Source organism: Thiomicrorhabdus sp. Kp2 (genome assembly GCF_000478585.1).
In the GTDB taxonomy this organism is placed as follows: domain Bacteria; phylum Pseudomonadota; class Gammaproteobacteria; order Thiomicrospirales; family Thiomicrospiraceae; genus Thiomicrorhabdus.
Genome location: NZ_ARWI01000001.1, coordinates 2,364,428 through 2,382,449, shown reverse-complemented (window position 1 = coordinate 2,382,449; position 18,022 = coordinate 2,364,428). Strand labels below are relative to the sequence as shown.

Below are 18,022 nucleotides of genomic sequence, written 5' to 3'. Positions count from 1 at the left end.
GTTTTGTACAATCATTATTGCGGTAAAATGAGCGAATATTCTAACATAAAACCAAATACTAACAGTATGAAACCTCTCTTAAATCAAGCACAAGGTGCGCTAAAAAACTTACTGGCAGACGCACAGCTTTTCCAAGCTCTTCTAGAGGTGGGACAGGATAGCTTACCGACAGAACTTCAACCTCATTTGGTTGGCGTGAGCTTTGAAAAAAATACGCTACTATTGCAACTTGATGAAAGTATTTGGGCAACACAATTGCGCTTTTATGAACCCAATTTGCTGGGCATCTACCAAGAGCACTTTCCACACTTAGAACTCAGAAATGTAAAGGTTCATGTCTTACCACAATCACCTGATCCTGTTCGTACCAAAAAAATTGTCACGCCACCCAGCAATCAAGATGCTGAAGAGATGCTACAAATCAGTCAATCCGTTAAATCAAAAGGCCTCAGTGAAGCTCTTAAATCACTCAGTTTACGTGCAAAAAAAAACGCCCATGACTAGGGCGTTTTTTCTAATAGTTAATTTGGCACTAAAGTAGAACCTTACTACTACCATACCTCACAGGTGGTTTTCCACCTTCATCAGAGTACTCTACCAATTCATAAGCTTCAGGTTGCTCTAATAAAGCTCTTAATAATTGATTGTTTAATGCATGCCCAGACTTATGAGCGGTAAACTCACCCACAATAGGATGCCCCAGCATGTATAAATCACCTACTGCATCTAAAATTTTATGCCGTACAAACTCATCTTTATCTCGAAGGCCTTCGATATTCATTACACCTTTCTCATCAAGACCAATCGCATTTTTTAAACTCGCTCCCAACCCTAGATTTCGTGCTCGTAACGTCTCCATATCTTTCATAAAACCAAAGGTACGTGCACGGCTCACTTCTTTAAAATAGGCTGTTGATGAAAATTCTAAAGTCATTTTTTCAGCTGTCTCTTGGAATGCTGGGTGTTCAAAATCAATTGAGAAATTTAAACGATAACCTTCATACGGTTTAAACTCAGCAGAACCACCTTTTTCATTTTCAACTCGAATAGGCTTTAATATTTTTACGAACTTTTTAGGTACGTCTTGAATTTGAATACCCGCCGACTGCAATAAAAAGATAAAATGGGATGAACTACCGTCCATTATTGGCACTTCATCCGAAGTGATATCAATATACACATTATCAATTCCAACACCCGCCAGAGCCGACATTAAATGCTCAATGGTCGCTATTTTTATTTTCTTCTCACCATCAGAGTTAACAATGGTCGTACATAACATAGTCTCACCAACAATCTCAGGTGACACTCTGAATTCAACTTCTGGCGTGCAATCGACACGTCTAAAGACAATTCCAGTGTTCACAGGGGCTGGACGCAAAGTCATGACTGATTCATGACCCGTGTGTAAGCCAATACCTTTGGCCTTAATTTTGTTGGCAAGTGTTCTTTGATTCAAGGGAAACTCATTTTCTAATGTGGATTTTATACTATGTTTTCAATACTGCGAATTTAAAGGATTGTCTACTTACAAAGCAAAATATCCATCTCTTATAACGCCGTGCATTCTAGCATAGAACACACCGCAAAATTTAGACCGAAATTTACTTAGATATGTAATCCGTACAATTAATGCTTAAAAGCTTTTACTAAACCACGTTTTCATTCTTTCAAGGACAGAACCTGCATCCGAAAAGCTAGAGCGTTCAGCTATCTCAGGTACTGCACCACCTAAATGGTCTCGAGCGTGCATTAATAGACCAACCGTTGTTGCATAAGACGGACTATTGACTTCATCTTTTAGGCCATGAACACCTTGTGGATAACCCAATCTTACAGGCATATGAAAAACTTCTTCTGCTAACTCAACTGCCCCTTCAACCAGAGAACTGCCACCCGTTAAAACAATACCTGCTGCCAAAACATCTTCAAATCCCGCACTGCGTAGCTCTGCTTGAATCAGTTGAAATAACTCTTCATATCGTGGCTCAATCACTTCCACTAAAGTACGACGAGAAAGGCATCGCGCTGGGCGATCACCCACACTGGCTACCTCAATCTCTTCGTCTTTATCAATTAACTGAGGTAAAGCACAAGCGTATTTACGCTTAATCTCTTCGGCGGCTTGTGTTGGTGTACGTAAGGCAACTGCAATATCATTGGTAACTTGATCGCCTGCAACAGAAATAACCGCAGTATGGCGAATTGCGCCATTATGAAACACGGCAATATCCGTTGTTCCACCACCAATATCAACTAAACAAACACCGAGTTCTTTTTCATCTTCAGAAAGCACCGCTTCACTCGAAGCAAGTTGTTCTAGAATGATATCAGAGACACCTAAGTTACAACGCTCGACACATTTGGTGATATTTTGTGCCGCACTGACAGAGCCAGTAACCATATGAACCTTAGCTTCTAGACGAACACCTGACATACCAATTGGCTCACGGATACCGCCTTGATTATCGATAATGTACTCTTGAGAAAGAATATGTAGAACACGCTGATCACCAGGAATGGCAATGGTTTGTGCAGCATCCATAACACGTTCAATATCATCAGGCTGAACATCTTGGTTACGAATAGCCACCATACCGTTTGAGTTAAAACTCTTAATATGACTTCCTGCAATACCTACGTAAACAGAATGCACTTCAAAACCCGACATTCTTTCAGCTTCATCAATCGCACGTTGAATAGATTCAACGGTAGAATCGATATTGACGACAACACCCTTTTTGAGTCCTCTTGAAGGATGAGTTCCCATCCCCACCACTTCTATTTCGCCATCTGGTTTGATTTTACCGATGATTGCCGCAATTTTAGAAGTACCGATATCTAAACCCACTACGGTATTTGAGGAGTGTTGTTTTCGCGCCATGCTATGCTTTACCTTTTCTCATTTCACACTATCAAATTTGAATCTTGAACCAAGCTAAATACGATTCATTTCTTGGCAATTATAAAACCATTACTATAGCGTAAATCATAAATTCCTGCTGATTTTCTCATCTCTGAATCGAGCTTTGGATAGGCTTTGATAAAACGCTGTAGTTTATGCTCATAATTCAATGAATCTAAGACAATACTTGGGCCATCTAAGATGCCGATACTCCAGACATTATCTGTGGATAATTTCAAGGATTTTATAATAAAATCTAAATTTAAAAACTGACTTTGTAGGGTAATTAGATTACGCAAAACCTGCTGTGATTGGGCGAGTTCTCCATCAAGCTCAACCAGATTGGTAAAGCCCTCTATTGATTCTGGAAAGAACACCTCACCAGAACGATTCACTAGTCCAGCATCCCCCCAGCGGGCAACAGGAGTTTGCTCTTTAATTGAAATATAAAGTAAATTTGGCCATTTACGTTTTACCTGGGCTGACTGCACCCAATCTAAATGCACCAAATCTGCTTGAATTTTATTTAAGGGGATATCCCAAAACGATGCTCCTAAATAAGGCTTTACAGTCGTAGCAATCTCTTCTTCTGTCACTTGTTTAATCGGTAAAACCAGCTTGTAACTCTCTATAGGCTTATAGAGTGGAGAATCTTTCTGAGTAGACAGCCAGCCAACAGAAACAAGAGTTACCAATGCTAAAAACAGTATGAATAGTTGCAGACTGCGCTTTACGCTAAACAAAATAATCTACTCCTGTAAACATCATTCCGCTTAACGCTTTAAGGTTGTTTTTAAAATTTCAACAACTAAATTTTCAAAACTGATCCCAGCCACCTTCGCAGCCATAGGAACAAGACTATGATCCGTCATACCAGGAACCGAGTTGAGCTCGATTAACCAGGCCTGGTCATCCTCATCCAACATTAAATCCACTCGCCCCCATCCCTGTGAACCAAGCACATGAAAGGCTTGTAAAACTAAATTTTGAATATCACTTTCACTTTCTGAATCAAGGCCACAAGGGCAAATATATTGAGTATCGTTTGATTTGTATTTAGCATCAAAATCATAAAAATCATGTGAGGTTTTTAACTGAATCAATGGCAAAGCCTGGTTATTCAATACCGCCCCAGTATATTCACGCCCGGTAATCCACTGTTCAATCAAAACTTCCGAGTCAAACTCACGAGCGTAAGTGACGGCTTCAACCAAGCTCTCTTTGTCATAGACCTTACGCATACCAATACTAGAACCTTCATGGCATGGTTTTACAATGACTGGAAATGGTAAATCAAACTCATCAATATCTAATGGCATCAAATCAGAGACCCAGATGAATCCTGGAGTTGGCAGGCCTGCTCCCATCCACATCCACTTGGTTCTTAGTTTATCCATGGCAACAGCTGACGCGGTCATTCCACTGCCTGTATAAGGTAACCCTAAATCATCTAAAACAGCTTGAACCACACCATCTTCACCCCAACGACCGTGCAAGGCAATAAACGCTCTATCGTACTCTTTAGCAATACGCTGTAAATCTTCTAGTTGCGTGACATCTTCTGAAACCGCATCAATGCCTTGAGCCAATAAAGCTTCAGTAACCGCAGCACCACTTCTTAACGAAACGTCTCGCTCAGCCGCTTTACCGCCCATTAATACAGCCACTTTTCCAAACTTCATTAAACCTGCTCCTCAACTGAGTGCCAGTTTTTAGCGACCTGCCCCACATCACCCGCTCCCATAACGAGAACGACATCATCATCATGCAAAACATCTTTAGCGATTTCATCTAGCTGCTCTAAACTGTCAGCATAAAAGCCATGTTCACCACGCAGCCTCAAGGCTTGAAGCAGTGATTTTGAATCAAACATTGGCAATGGCATTTCACCAGCGGCATAAACATCTAATAAAATCACCAAATCAGGCCCCATTAAGGCTTGAACAAAGTCATCAAACAAGTCACGTGTTCGGGTGTAACGATGCGGTTGAAAAACTAAAACCAAACGTTTTTCTGGAAAAGCGTCTCTGGCCGTCGAGATGGTCGCTTCAAGCTCTGTTGGGTGATGACCATAATCATCCACTAAAGTTACGGTATGATTGCCAATAACACGTTCAGGATAAACCTCAAAACGTCGCCCTACACCACCAAATTCATTTAAAGCCTGCTGAATCGCTTCTACCGAAACATCCAACTTTAGAGCAATCGCAATTGCGGCAAGCGCATTTAATACGTTGTGTTTTCCAGGTAGGTTCAGCGTAATATCAAAGCTACGTTCACGGCCAACCAGAACCTGAAACTGCATCTGCAACCCTTTTGCAGTAACATTGATGGCTCTGATATCGGCATTTTCAGCAAAACCATAGGTCAAAACTTTACGGGATAGTTTAGGTAAAATCTTTTGAATATTCTCATCGTCTATACACATAATCGCCATGCCATAAAATGGCAAACGATGAATAAATTCGATAAAGGTGTTTTCTAAATTTTGGTAATCACCTTGATAGGTTTCCATATGATCTTCATCAATATTGGTAACCACCGACATCATCGGTGAAAGGTGTAAAAATGAAGCATCGGATTCATCCGCCTCGGCAACTAAATAACGACTCGAACCCAAGCGAGCATTAGAACCGACCTGGTTCAATTTACCACCAATCACAAAAGTTGGATCAATCCCACCTTGTGTCAGTACCGAGGCGGCAAGACTGGTTGTTGTGGTTTTTCCGTGGGTTCCTGCAATCGCGATTCCAAAACGCATTCTCATTAATTCAGCTAACATTTCAGCACGAGGAATAACGGGGATACGGGTGCTTCTTGCCCAATCAACTTCCGCATTACCTGCTCCAATGGCGGTAGAAACCACCACCACATCGGTATTTTTAACGTGATCCGCTTCATGCCCTAGCTGAATCAGTGCGCCTAAAGATTCTAAACGCGCGACTGTCGGGTTATGTTTTAAATCAGAGCCAGACACAATATATCCAAGGTTAAGACAAACCTCAGCAATACCCGCCATACCTACACCACCGATTCCAACAAAATGAATCTGTTTAACTTGTTCTTTCATTGCGTTGACAACTTCATAAATTAATTTTAAATATAGGCAATATCATACAATGATTTACTGATGCAAACGCCAATTTCTATTCTTAATATTAAGGTTTTTTCACTGGCAAAAAAGACAACCTTTTTAAGTTATTGAATCTAAAAATACATTATTGAATGGTTGAAGAAGTCATTCCCTCTGCATTCTCAATATTTTCAAACGGTTTTGAAACGGGCTGAGGAATCACCCAGTAAAATTGACCAAGAATAGCCGCTAACTCGGTTGGTTTTTGATATGGGTTAGTTATTTCGACTGTGCCACTTGATTGAGTTGCGACCACACCATTAGACAAAGCATTGTTAATCAAACTTTTGATTAAGCCGACATCTCCCTCCAAGAGACCTAACTCGGGATTCCACCAAAATACCGTTTGAGGATAAGCCTCATCCATGTTTGGAAGCGGAATTAACTCGATGCGAATCCAGCTAAGAGAGATAGTTTCATTTGATTTCATAATCACTAATATACTGAAAACAGAAATGAAATTTTAAAATATTGGGTGTATTAAGATTGATACATCTAAAAAGCTACCAGGCCTGGTAGCTTAGGCTGTGCAAGTAATTTAAATTAACATCTCTTTAGCTTCTTGAATAGAAACCACTAAACGGTCAATATCTTCGAAGTTATTATAAGCGCCAAATGAGGCACGAATCGTTGCTGGTACATTAAAGTGTTGCATAACAGGCATCGCACAATGATGGCTCGCCCTTACTGCAATCCCATCTTGATCCATTAATGTTGCCATATCATGAGGATGTACACCTTCAATTACAAAAGAGACGACACCACCTTTATGCTCTGCTTGACCAATAATTTGTAACCCATCAATTTCAGATAATTTTTCAGTCGCATAAGCCAATAGCTCTGCTTCATGCTTAGCGATATTTTCTAAACCGACTTCATTCAAAAAATCGACCGCTGCAGCCAAGCCAATGGCACCTGAGATATGTGGGGTTCCTGCTTCAAACTTATAAGGCAAAACGTTGTATTCTGTTTTATCAAAGGTCACGGAGTAAATCATATCTCCACCACCTTGATAAGGTGGCATCGCTTCTAATAAAGCTTCTTTAGCATACAAAACACCAATTCCTGTTGGACCATACATTTTATGACCAGACAGCGCATAAAAATCACAATCTAAATCTTGCACATCCACCTGCATATGCGGAGTCGCTTGCGCGCCATCAATCATAATTTTTGCACCCACAGAATGCGCGATTTCAGCCATCTCTTTTACAGGGTTTATGGTGCCTAATGCATTTGACATATGCGTCACTGAAACCAACTTGGTTTTTTCAGAAACCAGACTTTTAAGTGCATTCATGCAGACTTCGCCTTTCTGGTTCATGCGTAACACGATAAGACGAATCCCCATGCGATCTCTTAAAAGCTGCCAAGGGACAATGTTTGAGTGGTGTTCCATCTCGGTGACAATCACTTCATCACCCTCTTTCAGGTTTTCCATAACCCAGCTTTGTGCAACCAAATTAATTGCTTCAGTGGTTCCTCGAACAAAAACAATCTCTTTGGTGCTTTTTGCGTTTAAAAAGGCCCTTAAAGTTTCACGCGCGCCCTCATATTTTTCAGTTGCCCGCTCACTTAAACCGTAAACACCACGATGTACATTTGCATTTTCTTCACGGTAATAGCGCTCTAAAGCATCAATCACTCGTTGTGGTTTTTGTGATGTCGCTCCACTGTCTAAATAAACCAGCGGTTGTCCATTTTCAACCAAGTTTAGGATTGGAAACTGCGCTCGTACTTTTGCAAAGTCGATAGTGTTTGTTGACATACTCGTTCCGTTAGTCATTATTTAAACCAGTGAATAAATAAAAGGATAATTGTTGATTACTGATGGATTTTTACCAGGCCTGCTGAAAGACGATCTGTTACCCAGTGTCGGATTTGCTCATTACTAATGTCTTCTGCAGGTTCAAGCAAGAAGGCATGGGTAATCATCTTAATCGCATCTGCACGACGAATCCCGCGAGCTTGCAAATAGAAGATTTGATTTTTATCAATCTGACCTGATGCAGAACCGTGAGAACACTTTACATCATCCGCATAAATCTCTAACTGAGGTTTGGTGTCCATTTTGGCTTGATTTGATAACAATAGGTTTTTGTTATCCATTTGACCATCGGTCTTTTGTGCCTTTTGATCAACACGAATCATCCCATTAAAAACGCCAATAGCGTGATCGGTTAATACATATTTATGCAACTGCTGACTAGTGCCCCAAACATCGTTATGTTGGGTATCTGTACGAGAGTCAACGACTTGGTTATCTTTAGCTAAACACGCGCTATTCTGCTGGCTTTCAATGTATTCGCCATTCATCAAAATATGATTTTGATGGCGCGAAAGCTGCGAACCTAAACCGCCATAAAAACTATGAAAACTGCTATTATCCGCTTGATAGATAAACTGGTTATTGAAGTAGAATGCGCTATCATTTTGCTCTTGCATCACAATTTGTTTACAACGCGCTTGTTTAGCTATCTCAATTTCAGTCACAACATTCGTGCAGGCACTACTGTCTGTTTCGCCCGTTAATTCGGCTAAAGACACAAAACGTTCAACCAAAGTTAACTCTGCATTTTCGCCAAGTTCAACGCGATTACGCACATTGCTCATTTGATTTTTTTGTGTCTGGATATGCAAAACAAAAAATGGCATTTCCATATAAGCATTGGCAGCTAACTGAAGATAAAAACCATCCGCTAACAAAAGACTATTTAAAACACCAAATGGCTCTTTAGTTATCTGTTTTTCTCTTTCAAATAACACTTCAGCATTACCAGCGATGGATTCAATATCTCTAAAAGATTCATAAATCACACCTTTTGGCAGAGCTTCTAAATCATCGGATAACGATTCACTAAACCAGCCATCAACAAACACCACCATCGTGACTGGGAAACCAGGCATAAACTGACGAACTTGTTGACTCGTAACGGGTACCGCAGGTTGCATAGCAAAATGGTTTTGTACAAAACCTGTTAAACGAGTGTATTGCCACTCCTCATCTCGCTGCGTAGGAAAACCCTGCTCATTCAACAATTGTTGGGCTTGTTGGCGAATTTTTTGTAAAGAAGCACTTTGACAAGTCGCATTCAGCAACTCCGATTGAGCCACATAATGTTCAACCGCTTTTTTGGCTACGGGAGAGATTTTTCTTTGCATGTAATTATCCGCTCTCGTTTTAATTGTTTTGATTTTGTTGAATGATGTCGTCGTAACCATTCTCTTCAAGCTCATGAACTAACTCAAAACCACCTGATTTAACGATTCGGCCGTTATAAAGAACGTGAACATGATCAGGTTTAATGTAATCCAATAAACGTTGATAGTGAGTCACAACAATAAAACTTCTCTCTTCAGAGCGCAGAGCATTCACACCATTCGCCACAACACGTAAAGCATCAATATCTAAACCTGAATCGGTCTCATCAAGAATACAAAGCTTTGGTTCTAATAACGCCATCTGAAAAATATCATTACGTTTTTTCTCACCACCAGAGAAACCAACATTAACAGAACGTTCTAGCAAATCGGCACGCATATCCAACAGGTCGATTTTCGCTTTTGCAAACTCATCAAAATCAAACATGTCTAATGCAGGTAAACCACGCTCTTCACGAATGGCATTTAAGGCGGTTTGCATAAATAACTTATTACTCACACCAGGAATTTCTACAGGGTACTGAAAAGCTAAAAACAACCCTTTACGAGCTCGTTCTTCAGCATCCAATTCAAGCAAGTCTTCGCCATCAAACTCAACACTACCTGCCGTCACTTCGTAATCATCACGACCAGATAGCACATTAGCCAGCGTACTTTTACCCGCCCCATTAGGCCCCATAATTGCGTGCACTTCACCGGGTTTAACCTCTAGGTTAAGGCCTTTTAAGATCTGCTTATCATCAATTTCTGCTTGTAGGTTTTCTACTTTTAATAACATGGTATCAATACTTTCTATTTATGAATTCTTGTAATATGTTCTGTCAATATTGGATTTGCCCTTCAGCAATTTAACCAACAGACCCTTCTAAACTGATTGCCAGTAACTCTTCAGCTTCTTGAGCAAACTCCAGCGGTAATTCGCTAAAGACCTCCTTACAGAAGCCATTTACAATCATTGAAATGGCATCTTGTTCACTGATTCCACGTTGCTTGCAATAGAACAACTGGTCTTCACCAATACGTGAAGTGGTCGCTTCATGCTCAATTTGCGCGGTTGGGTTCTCAACTTCAATGTAAGGAAACGTATGCGCTCCACACTGATCACCAATCAGCATAGAATCACACTGGGTAAAGTTTCTTGCGCCTTCCGCACTCGGTAAAATTTTAACTAGACCACGATAGGTGTTATCACTTTTACCCGCAGATAACCCTTTAGAGATAATCGTGCTTCGAGTGTTTTTACCGATGTGAATCATTTTTGTACCGGTGTCGGCTTGCTGTCTGCGGTTGGTTAAAGCAACCGAGTAGAATTCACCAATCGAGTTATCGCCCTTTAAGATACAACTTGGATATTTCCAAGTAATGGCCGAACCTGTTTCAGCTTGTGTCCATGAAAGCTTTGAGTTTTTACCTTCGCAAATACCGCGTTTGGTTACGAAGTTTAAAATACCGCCTTCACAATCTTCATCGCCAGGATACCAGTTTTGCACTGTAGAGTATTTTACTTCAGCGTCTTCATGCACAATGACTTCCACCACAGCGGCATGCAATTGATAGGTGTCACGCACTGGCGCTGAACAGCCTTCCAAATAACTAACATAACTGCCTTTATCGGCAATTAAGATAGTACGTTCAAACTGCCCAGTTTTTGCTTCGTTAATACGGAAATAGGTCGATAAATCAATCGGACAACGAACCCCTTCAGGTATATAAACAAAGGTTCCATCAGAGGCTACCGCGGAGTTAAGTGCGGCAAAGTAATTGTCGTGATGAGGCACAACGGTACCGATATATTTCTGCACCATCTCGGGATAATCTTGAACAGCTTCAGAAAAGGAGCAGAAAATAATACCTAATTCAGCTAAATCTTCGCGTTTGGTCGTTGAGACAGAAATAGAGTCAAAAATAGCATCAACGGCTACATTGGCATCATCCCCCGTAATAGGCACACCCAATTCAGCAAAGGCTTTTGCCACTTCAGGGTCAATTTCATTACTTTGCTCATCATCGGTACTGCAAGTACCTGCGCATGAACCGCACTCTGGAGCAGAATAGTAGCTGTAATCCTGATAATCTAAAGGCGTATATTCGGCTTTAGCCCAATGAGGTTCTTCAAGTGTTTTCCAGTAAGCAAAGGCTTTTAAACGGAAATCAAGCATCCAATCTGGTTCATTCTTTTTTGCTGAAATCGCACGTACAACCTCTTCATTTAACCCTTTTGCAAAGGTTTCAACGCTAGTGGTTGTTACAAAACCCTCTTTGTAGTGCTGATTTTTAGAAAGTAAGTCATTTATCTCTTGATATTGACTTTCATCAGAGCCATGTTCTGGTTGTAGTTCGGTTATTTTTTCTGCGTTAGCCATTATTCTAAATCGCCTAATTATAATATCAGAGTATTTTAGTGGGTTATTATCGAAATGTCCATGCCTAACCTAAAAACAAACGTCACGCAGACGTTTACTTAGTAACTCAAGCCTTACAAGCCTGAATCATTTCTGACAACCAAGCTTTCTCAAGGTTTACACCACTAATTGTTAACTGGCCAAGTTGGTCATCGGACTCTGCCGCAAAGGTATCCCAACGATACGGGGTTCCCTCTATCGTGACTAGATTTTGATACTCTAGTGTTTTTAACGTTCCTACCACTCGGGTAATATTCATGCCTAAGTTCTGTCGAGCGTTATCCAACACCATAAGCAGATGATCCAACACAATCCGTTCTAACTTAAAGTGAAAACATTCTATTTTTTCGGATACATTCTTGACACTCCCCCGAGCTTCTAATGAGCTCGCTTGGGTGTCATTTGTTTTAGTAAAGCCGTTAAAGCTTTCTGGCAAGGCATGATTTAACATACGCACAACAGGCAAGGATGAATTCTCTGGCCTATTCTGTACAACCCATTTACCCCACCAGGCCTGGTCATCTAGGGAACTCTCTTCACTGAAAGTAAACACGATGCCATCAGATATTTTTAATAAACGCTGTAGTTGAGTATTTAGCCAAGCAGAATCATCACCTGGCAATATTGAGCGAATATCAACCACACACCAAACCGCATACGATGAATGGTTACTAGGCATTTTTATAAAATCTTGCCACTCAAAACATCCAGGCCTGGTAAATTCAATTTGGTGATTTTCTAGAATTAAATCCGCATCGGTGAGTTTTGAACAAGCAAACTGATTATTTAATCTCTCTGCTACACGGCTTTTACCTGAACCAGGTAAACCGATGAGTAAAATATTTTGAGATTCAAGTGTATTCATTCTGAATCAATCTTTATTTTATTGGGCTGATGGACGCGCTAAACAATCATAAAATTGATTCGCCAACTGCTTAAGAAAAACGTCATATGGCAAGTAGTCGGCATCATTTTTTTGTTGATAATCTTTGGAAACTAATCCAATTGGGTCAAGACTTCCCACCTGCACATCTAGCCCCTTGGTTACGGCCAACACTCTTTTGGCAGGAAATTGCGGTTCTTTAAACACACAACGCACATCACCTTGCTTAATTTTTTCGCGCAATTCCGCCACACGTTTAAGACTTGGTGACACAGATGGGTTCAATTGGATAGAGCCAATACCGTTCAAGTCATAACGATGTTCAAAATATTGAAAAGCGTCATGCAAAACCATAAACGGAACTTCTTTTACGGGTTGTAGTTGGTTAACGATTTGTCGATCTGTATCTGCCAATTGTAACAACCAGGCCTGGGTTCTTTGCTCTATGGCTCCAGCTTGTTCAGGCTTCAATAACTGTAACTGTTTCGACACTGCTAGAACTAAACGCTGAGCATTATGAACAGACACCCATAGGTGACCATCCATCCTAATTTCATGTTCGTGCTCTTCGTGTTCATCGGCATGTTCAGAGTGCTTATGTTGATGCCCTTTTTTCTCCCACAAACCACCCTGTCTAATGGGTAACTCTTCAATACCAACCAAAGCCTGTATAGATAATTCATTGCCTTTAAGATTAGATAATGGTTTCTGCATCCAACTATCAACAGGACTTCCCACCCATAGAACTAAATCACTTTGTTGAAGCGTTTTTAGGTCTGAAGGTTTCAATTGAAAACCATGCGGACTTGCTCCAGGTTTTAGAATTACTTCCAAATGATCCTCTTCAGAGAGCAAAGGAGCAATCATCCCTGCTAAAGGAGGAATTGAGGTTGAAATATTAATTGCATAACTTGAATGAGAGAAGCCCAATAAAGGCAGAGCACAAAAAGCCATCAGAGAGGAATAAGATTTAAATAAATCCAAACGCCTTTTTTCTCCAAATAGAAGCCGTTTTAATTCTTTTCGTACTTCTTTTAATACTTTATGATTCAAACTCGATAAAATATTCATAACATTAATTCATCCTTATCCTTTTAAAGCTCATATAAGCTAAATTAAGGCTATATACTATATTATTCGCACTCTGTGTTACCCAATAATTAAAGGCTCTCGTCATCGTGCAGTTCTCACAAAACCAAAAACCACTGATTAAAGCAGAGAACATCTCCCATCAGTTTGGTTCTAACAGCGTTTTACAGCAAATCTCGTTACAAATTTTTCCTAAAGAGATTGTGACGTTAATTGGGCCTAATGGCGCAGGAAAATCGACTTTACTTAAAATTTTACTTGGCTTAATCAAGCCATCTCAAGGATTAGTCACTCGCCAAGCAAATTTACAAATTGGTTTTATGCCACAAAAAATCCAAATTGACCCAACGCTACCAATGACCGTTAAACGCTTTTTAGAGTTAGGCTTGCCACAAACCCATTTTTTAAAGAGTCTTGTTCGAGGTCGTTTTCAGGCCACGCATTCTAACACACTGATCGAAAAAACCACCCATGATCTAGATATCAACGAACTATTAAATCAACCTATCCAAAAAGTCTCTGGTGGAGAAATGCAGCGCATTCTACTCGCTCGTGCATTGATTAGAAAGCCCAACTTATTAGTACTAGACGAACCTGTCCAAGGTGTTGATTTGCAAGGGCAGACTGAAATCTACGACTATATTAATAAAATTAGACATGAGTATGGCTGCGGTATTTTAATGGTCAGTCACGACCTACACATCGTAATGAAACACACCGATGAAGTACTCTGCCTAAACCAACATATGTGTTGCACAGGACACCCACAGAACGTGAGTAAATCATCAGAATTTCAGGCTCTATTCGGTGATCTCTCTGAAAGCTTAGCCTTTTATGAACATCATCATAATAATGATGCTTGCGACCATACTCATGGCCACCACCATCATAATGAACAAGAAACTGCTCTTACGGCAAAGTCTGAGCCTAATAACAATGGAAAAACATTATGATGAACTGGCTACCTGACTTCATGTTCTATGCACTTATTGGTGGTATTGGCCTAGCGATTATCTCTGCACCTTTAGGCGTTTTTATGGTTTGGCAACGCCAATCCTACTTTGGCGCAACCCTAGCGCATTCTGCGCTACTTGGTATTAGTATTGGTCTTTTTCTAGAAATGGATTTAACACTTAGTGTCATTGTTATTTCAATGCTCGTGGCGGCAATGATATTTTGGCTAAGCCATTTTAAACAACTGTCGTCAGACACCTTATTAGGCATACTTGCACACAGCAGTTTGGCATTTGGACTCATCTTGATTAGTTTACAAGACAATATTCAAGTAGATTTAATGGCCTATTTATTTGGCGACATTTTAAGCATCAATGAAATCGACTTAGGCTTAATATTCTTAACCAGTCTTCTAATACTCTTATTTTATGCACAACATTGGCAGGCATTACTCAATGTCACACTTAATCCAGAACTTGCACAAGTTGAAGGGGTAAACGTCAAAAGAGTTCAGCTTCTTTTTGTTTTATTGTTAGCTTTTATGATCGCACTCTCGATGAAAATTGTGGGCGTATTATTAGTGACTTCTTTATTAATTATTCCCGCAGCTGCAGCCAGAAGGCTATCAAACTCACCTGAACAGATGCTGGTATACAGCATTATCATTGGTTGCTTGTCGATTATTTCAGGGCTTTTAGTCTCTTACCAAGTAGACCTACCTACTGGTCCTTCTATTGTGATGACCGCCACAATCCTTTTTCTACTGCTTTTATTAAAGCCTCAAGAAAATAATTAACTTAAATAAAACCTTTGCACGAGTGTTGCTCGAGACAAAAATAAGAAAAACGCAGTGAATTTCTCACTATTCACTGCATCTTTCAGCAACAACTTGGATAAGTTTAGCTTTTTTTACCGAGCTTTGACTCGTGCAAAGGCTTCAAATAAAAAAATAGAGGCCTATCGCCTCTATTTTTTATTCACCCTGATTTAAAGCTTCTTATCTTTTAAGCTAACTGATCAATTATCTGATAAAGCAGTTCAACCACTTTTTCACTCTGCACATCAATCTCAGCAAGACCAGCTTCAACGGTATCAATATCATTAATAGACTTGGCATCCATTACCGTTTTAATCCCTTGGTGCATCTGCATATGCTCATCACCTAGCTGAACCATTTGAGGAATATGCATAAAGGCCTGACCATCTGAATAGTACCACTTGCCTAAGATACAGGCGGTATGGTCAGTCGCCGACTCATAGGTTACACCAATATCCACACCTTCAACATAGGCGCGAATTTTACCTTTCCAAGCCAAGTGAGCCTCAATCATTTTCTCAAATTGACTCGCCGTTTTAGAGTTGATTAACTTAGCCATTCTCTGTGAAACCACGTTATCAACATTAAATAAACTCACCTGTTCTTGCAGGGTACCAGCATTGTCTAGTAGCGCTTTACTTGATTCAGCGGCCGTTTGCACAATCGCGGCATTTTTCTGTGTCATCTCATCCATAGACATTACCGCACTATTAACCTGCTCAACACCTCTCGCTTGCTCTTCACTGGTTCCTGAGATGTCCGCAACCATCTCACTCACTTCAAGCATCGTGGCATTGATTGTACTCAAGACTTCACTGGTTTGACCAACATACAAGCCACTTTCTTCACTGATTTTCACACTATTTTCTATTAGGTGTTTAATCTCACCAGCCGCTTCTGCCGATTTACCTGCTAGATTCCTTACCTCTCCTGCCACAACCGCAAAACCTCGTCCATGCTCTCCTGCACGAGCTGCTTCTACAGCCGCATTCAGTGCCAATAGATTTGTCTGGAAAGCAATGCCATCAATTAAGGTCGTAATATCATTAATCTTCTGACTCGCAGCTGACATCTCCGACATTGAGTTAAGTGCTTTTTGCATCGTCACCAAACCCGCTTCCAACTGATGGCTAGCGTCTGTGGTTTTTTCTTTGGCTTGAAAAGCGTTATCTGCATTTTGACGCACCGCACTTGTCATCTCCTCCATTGACGCTGAAGTTTCTTCTAAAGCGGCGGCTTGCTCTTGTACTCGGTTGCTAATCTCACTGTTACCCTGAGCCAAATTCTGCACACCACTCACAACGGACTGCGTTATCGCCTCGACTTTCGCGACCATCACAGCCGTATTTTTTACTGAACTATTCAATGAGTCTTTTAAAACCGCCATTTTCCCCGAATAGGTTCCACTTACAATCTTAGTCAGATCCCCTTCACTAATAGAAGCTTGGACTTTTGCCACCTCTTCCACAAAGCTTTCTAAATCATTTAAGGTTAAGTTTAAAGACTCTTTTAACGGAATAAAGTCACCAAGCACATCTGCTTCTGACCTTACTGAGAAGTCACCATGCGATAGATAATTAAGTGTTTCAGCGATTGAGTTAACGCTCGATTTCATGAGTACCGCAGAACGCTCTAAATCATATAGAACATCCGCAAACTTACCTTCTAGCTGAATTGAGTCATCTTTATCAACCTCAAGAACACCTGCACGGAAATTTTGCGCTGTTTTTTCAATCACATTCATGACAGAACGGATTTGGTGCACAGAGCTGTTTACTTCGTTCTTCATTTGCATAAAATCCCCTTTTAATTCAAAGGAGACTTCACTGTCAAACTGACCTTTTGAAACATCTTTTAAAACATCATTAACGGAAAAAACAGAACGACTAATATCTTCTAATAAAGCGTTCACTGCTTGTGAAGTAATTGCAAGTTCATCCTTGCCATACACTTTGATACGATGCTTCAACTCACCTGTTTCAACAATTTTAAGCATGGTGTTTTCCATCTCAGTAATAGGCTTCAGCAAACTGCGCATAACCAAAAAACCGATAATTGAAAACAGTACAACTATGACAGCAAAACCACCCCAAAGGTATACGGAACTTTGCTCCTGTTCAGCGTGTAAATTCTCTATTGCTAGCGAGTTTTGGGTAATTTCATAATCTCTAAATTTCTCAACAATATCAGCAAAAGATTGATACTTTGGCCTAAACTCTTCCTGCATAATAACAACCGCTTCATCCCTAAAACCCTCATTAATTGCGGTCATAAAACTACCAAAAGAAGTGTTTGCACTCGCTACGTTTGCTTTTAACTCTTCATATATTTTTGATTCTTCTGCATTTAAATCAATTTTATTTAAACGTTCAAAGATTTTAAATATGTCGTCCGCCGTCTCTTTTAGAACGTCTCGGCCTTTTGCCATTTTTTCGTCATAACCCTCCTCATCTTCATCAAAGAGAACTAAGTTTAGGAGTTGAATTTCTCGTCTATCAGAGGTGTTTTTAAGATGATTAAGTAATGCCAACTTTTCACCATTGACATCAATAACAATTGAAAGGGTTTTATTTGTCTGATTAGTAAGGTACTGCGTTGCTAGGTTTCCCAAAAGCAATAAAACAAGCGTTCCAATGATTCCAAGAATCATCTTCGTTTTAATTGACATAGACACTCC

16 protein-coding genes are annotated in these 18,022 nt (G+C 40.2%); 3 read left to right on the top strand and 13 right to left on the bottom strand.

The annotated features are described in order from the left end of the window. The first annotated feature begins 66 nt into the window (after positions 1 to 66). The gene (locus tag A379_RS10695) at positions 67 to 504 is read left to right on the top strand and encodes a DUF721 domain-containing protein (protein WP_040728023.1); all 438 of its coding nucleotides are present in this window, start codon (positions 67 to 69) and stop codon (positions 502 to 504) included. A gap of 28 nt (positions 505 to 532) precedes the next feature. Here A379_RS10695 and lpxC read toward each other — a convergent pair whose 3' ends face one another. The 12 genes from lpxC to A379_RS10635 all read right to left on the bottom strand — a co-directional run bounded on the left by lpxC (position 533) and on the right by A379_RS10635 (position 13,556). Continuing rightward, positions 533 to 1,459: a UDP-3-O-acyl-N-acetylglucosamine deacetylase gene (gene lpxC, locus A379_RS10690; RefSeq protein WP_040728021.1), complete on the bottom strand. Its 927-nt coding sequence runs from the start codon at positions 1,457 to 1,459 to the stop codon at positions 533 to 535. A 177-nt stretch (positions 1,460 to 1,636) separates the two neighbouring features. Further along, positions 1,637 to 2,884 carry a cell division protein FtsA gene (ftsA, locus tag A379_RS10685; RefSeq protein WP_040728019.1) on the bottom strand — a complete coding sequence of 416 codons (1,248 nt, stop codon included), beginning with the start codon at positions 2,882 to 2,884 and terminating at the stop codon, positions 1,637 to 1,639. Positions 2,885 to 2,949: 65 nt separating this feature from the next. Next, on the bottom strand, positions 2,950 to 3,648 hold the full coding sequence (locus tag A379_RS10680; RefSeq protein ID WP_040728018.1) for a cell division protein FtsQ/DivIB: 699 nt from the start codon (positions 3,646 to 3,648) through the stop codon (positions 2,950 to 2,952). 30 nt (positions 3,649 to 3,678) lie between these two features. Continuing rightward, the gene (locus A379_RS10675) at positions 3,679 to 4,587 is read right to left on the bottom strand and encodes a D-alanine--D-alanine ligase (RefSeq protein WP_040728017.1); all 909 of its coding nucleotides are present in this window, start codon (positions 4,585 to 4,587) and stop codon (positions 3,679 to 3,681) included. After that, positions 4,587 to 5,975: a UDP-N-acetylmuramate--L-alanine ligase gene (murC, locus tag A379_RS10670; RefSeq protein ID WP_040728015.1), complete on the bottom strand. Its 1,389-nt coding sequence runs from the start codon at positions 5,973 to 5,975 to the stop codon at positions 4,587 to 4,589. The genes A379_RS10675 and murC overlap by 1 nt, the downstream gene beginning before the upstream one ends. A 148-nt stretch (positions 5,976 to 6,123) precedes the next feature. Then, a complete protein-coding gene (locus tag A379_RS10665; RefSeq protein WP_040728013.1) occupies positions 6,124 to 6,468 on the bottom strand; it encodes an ATP-binding protein in 345 nt (114 codons plus the stop codon). A gap of 108 nt (positions 6,469 to 6,576) precedes the next feature. Further along, positions 6,577 to 7,806 carry an aminotransferase class V-fold PLP-dependent enzyme gene (locus A379_RS10660; RefSeq protein ID WP_040728012.1) on the bottom strand — a complete coding sequence of 410 codons (1,230 nt, stop codon included), beginning with the start codon at positions 7,804 to 7,806 and terminating at the stop codon, positions 6,577 to 6,579. A 56-nt stretch (positions 7,807 to 7,862) separates the two neighbouring features. Continuing rightward, complete coding sequence (gene sufD / locus A379_RS10655) at positions 7,863 to 9,200, bottom strand: Fe-S cluster assembly protein SufD (protein WP_051145170.1); 1,338 nt, start codon at positions 9,198 to 9,200, stop codon at positions 7,863 to 7,865. Between the two features lie 19 nt (positions 9,201 to 9,219). After that, the gene (gene sufC / locus A379_RS10650; RefSeq protein WP_040728011.1) at positions 9,220 to 9,978 is read right to left on the bottom strand and encodes a Fe-S cluster assembly ATPase SufC; all 759 of its coding nucleotides are present in this window, start codon (positions 9,976 to 9,978) and stop codon (positions 9,220 to 9,222) included. Positions 9,979 to 10,048: 70 nt separating this feature from the next. Further along, positions 10,049 to 11,563, bottom strand: a complete 1,515-nt coding sequence (gene sufB, locus A379_RS10645) for a Fe-S cluster assembly protein SufB (protein WP_106381701.1) — start codon at positions 11,561 to 11,563, stop codon at positions 10,049 to 10,051. Between the two features lie 106 nt (positions 11,564 to 11,669). Further along, entirely contained in the window at positions 11,670 to 12,467 is a 798-nt protein-coding gene (locus A379_RS10640) for a hypothetical protein (protein WP_040728009.1), read from the bottom strand. 18 nt (positions 12,468 to 12,485) lie between these two features. Next, on the bottom strand, positions 12,486 to 13,556 hold the full coding sequence (locus tag A379_RS10635; RefSeq protein ID WP_051145169.1) for a zinc ABC transporter substrate-binding protein: 1,071 nt from the start codon (positions 13,554 to 13,556) through the stop codon (positions 12,486 to 12,488). 107 nt (positions 13,557 to 13,663) lie between these two features. Between A379_RS10635 and A379_RS10630 the strand changes: the two genes are divergently transcribed. Both A379_RS10630 and A379_RS10625 read left to right on the top strand, forming a co-directional pair. Further along, on the top strand, positions 13,664 to 14,527 hold the full coding sequence (locus A379_RS10630; protein WP_081696400.1) for an ATP-binding cassette domain-containing protein: 864 nt from the start codon (positions 13,664 to 13,666) through the stop codon (positions 14,525 to 14,527). Further along, positions 14,524 to 15,324 carry an iron chelate uptake ABC transporter family permease subunit gene (locus A379_RS10625; RefSeq protein WP_232744845.1) on the top strand — a complete coding sequence of 267 codons (801 nt, stop codon included), beginning with the start codon at positions 14,524 to 14,526 and terminating at the stop codon, positions 15,322 to 15,324. Before A379_RS10630 ends, A379_RS10625 begins: the two co-directional genes overlap by 4 nt. A gap of 208 nt (positions 15,325 to 15,532) precedes the next feature. Here the strand turns inward: A379_RS10625 and A379_RS13255 are convergent, their stop codons facing one another. Then, positions 15,533 to 18,013, bottom strand: coding sequence for a methyl-accepting chemotaxis protein (locus tag A379_RS13255; protein WP_040728008.1), 2,481 nt, complete (start codon positions 18,011 to 18,013; stop codon positions 15,533 to 15,535). Between the last annotated feature and the right edge of the window lie 9 nt (positions 18,014 to 18,022).

What these genes read in the sequence shown, in the direction of transcription:
- A379_RS10625 (WP_232744845.1), top strand. Translation starts at nt 14,524, where the DNA reads ATGATGAACTGGCTACCTGACTTCATGTTCTATGCACTTATTGGTGGT.
- sufB (WP_106381701.1), bottom strand. Translation starts at nt 11,563, where the DNA reads ATGGCTAACGCAGAAAAAATAACCGAACTACAACCAGAACATGGCTCT.
- A379_RS10665 (WP_040728013.1), bottom strand. Translation starts at nt 6,468, where the DNA reads ATGAAATCAAATGAAACTATCTCTCTTAGCTGGATTCGCATCGAGTTA.
- sufC (WP_040728011.1), bottom strand. Translation starts at nt 9,978, where the DNA reads ATGTTATTAAAAGTAGAAAACCTACAAGCAGAAATTGATGATAAGCAG.
- sufD (WP_051145170.1), bottom strand. Translation starts at nt 9,200, where the DNA reads ATGCAAAGAAAAATCTCTCCCGTAGCCAAAAAAGCGGTTGAACATTAT.
- A379_RS10695 (WP_040728023.1), top strand. Translation starts at nt 67, where the DNA reads ATGAAACCTCTCTTAAATCAAGCACAAGGTGCGCTAAAAAACTTACTG.
- A379_RS10640 (WP_040728009.1), bottom strand. Translation starts at nt 12,467, where the DNA reads ATGAATACACTTGAATCTCAAAATATTTTACTCATCGGTTTACCTGGT.
- A379_RS10660 (WP_040728012.1), bottom strand. Translation starts at nt 7,806, where the DNA reads ATGTCAACAAACACTATCGACTTTGCAAAAGTACGAGCGCAGTTTCCA.
- ftsA (WP_040728019.1), bottom strand. Translation starts at nt 2,884, where the DNA reads ATGGCGCGAAAACAACACTCCTCAAATACCGTAGTGGGTTTAGATATC.
- A379_RS10635 (WP_051145169.1), bottom strand. Translation starts at nt 13,556, where the DNA reads ATGAATATTTTATCGAGTTTGAATCATAAAGTATTAAAAGAAGTACGA.
- A379_RS13255 (WP_040728008.1), bottom strand. Translation starts at nt 18,013, where the DNA reads ATGTCAATTAAAACGAAGATGATTCTTGGAATCATTGGAACGCTTGTT.
- murC (WP_040728015.1), bottom strand. Translation starts at nt 5,975, where the DNA reads ATGAAAGAACAAGTTAAACAGATTCATTTTGTTGGAATCGGTGGTGTA.
- A379_RS10675 (WP_040728017.1), bottom strand. Translation starts at nt 4,587, where the DNA reads ATGAAGTTTGGAAAAGTGGCTGTATTAATGGGCGGTAAAGCGGCTGAG.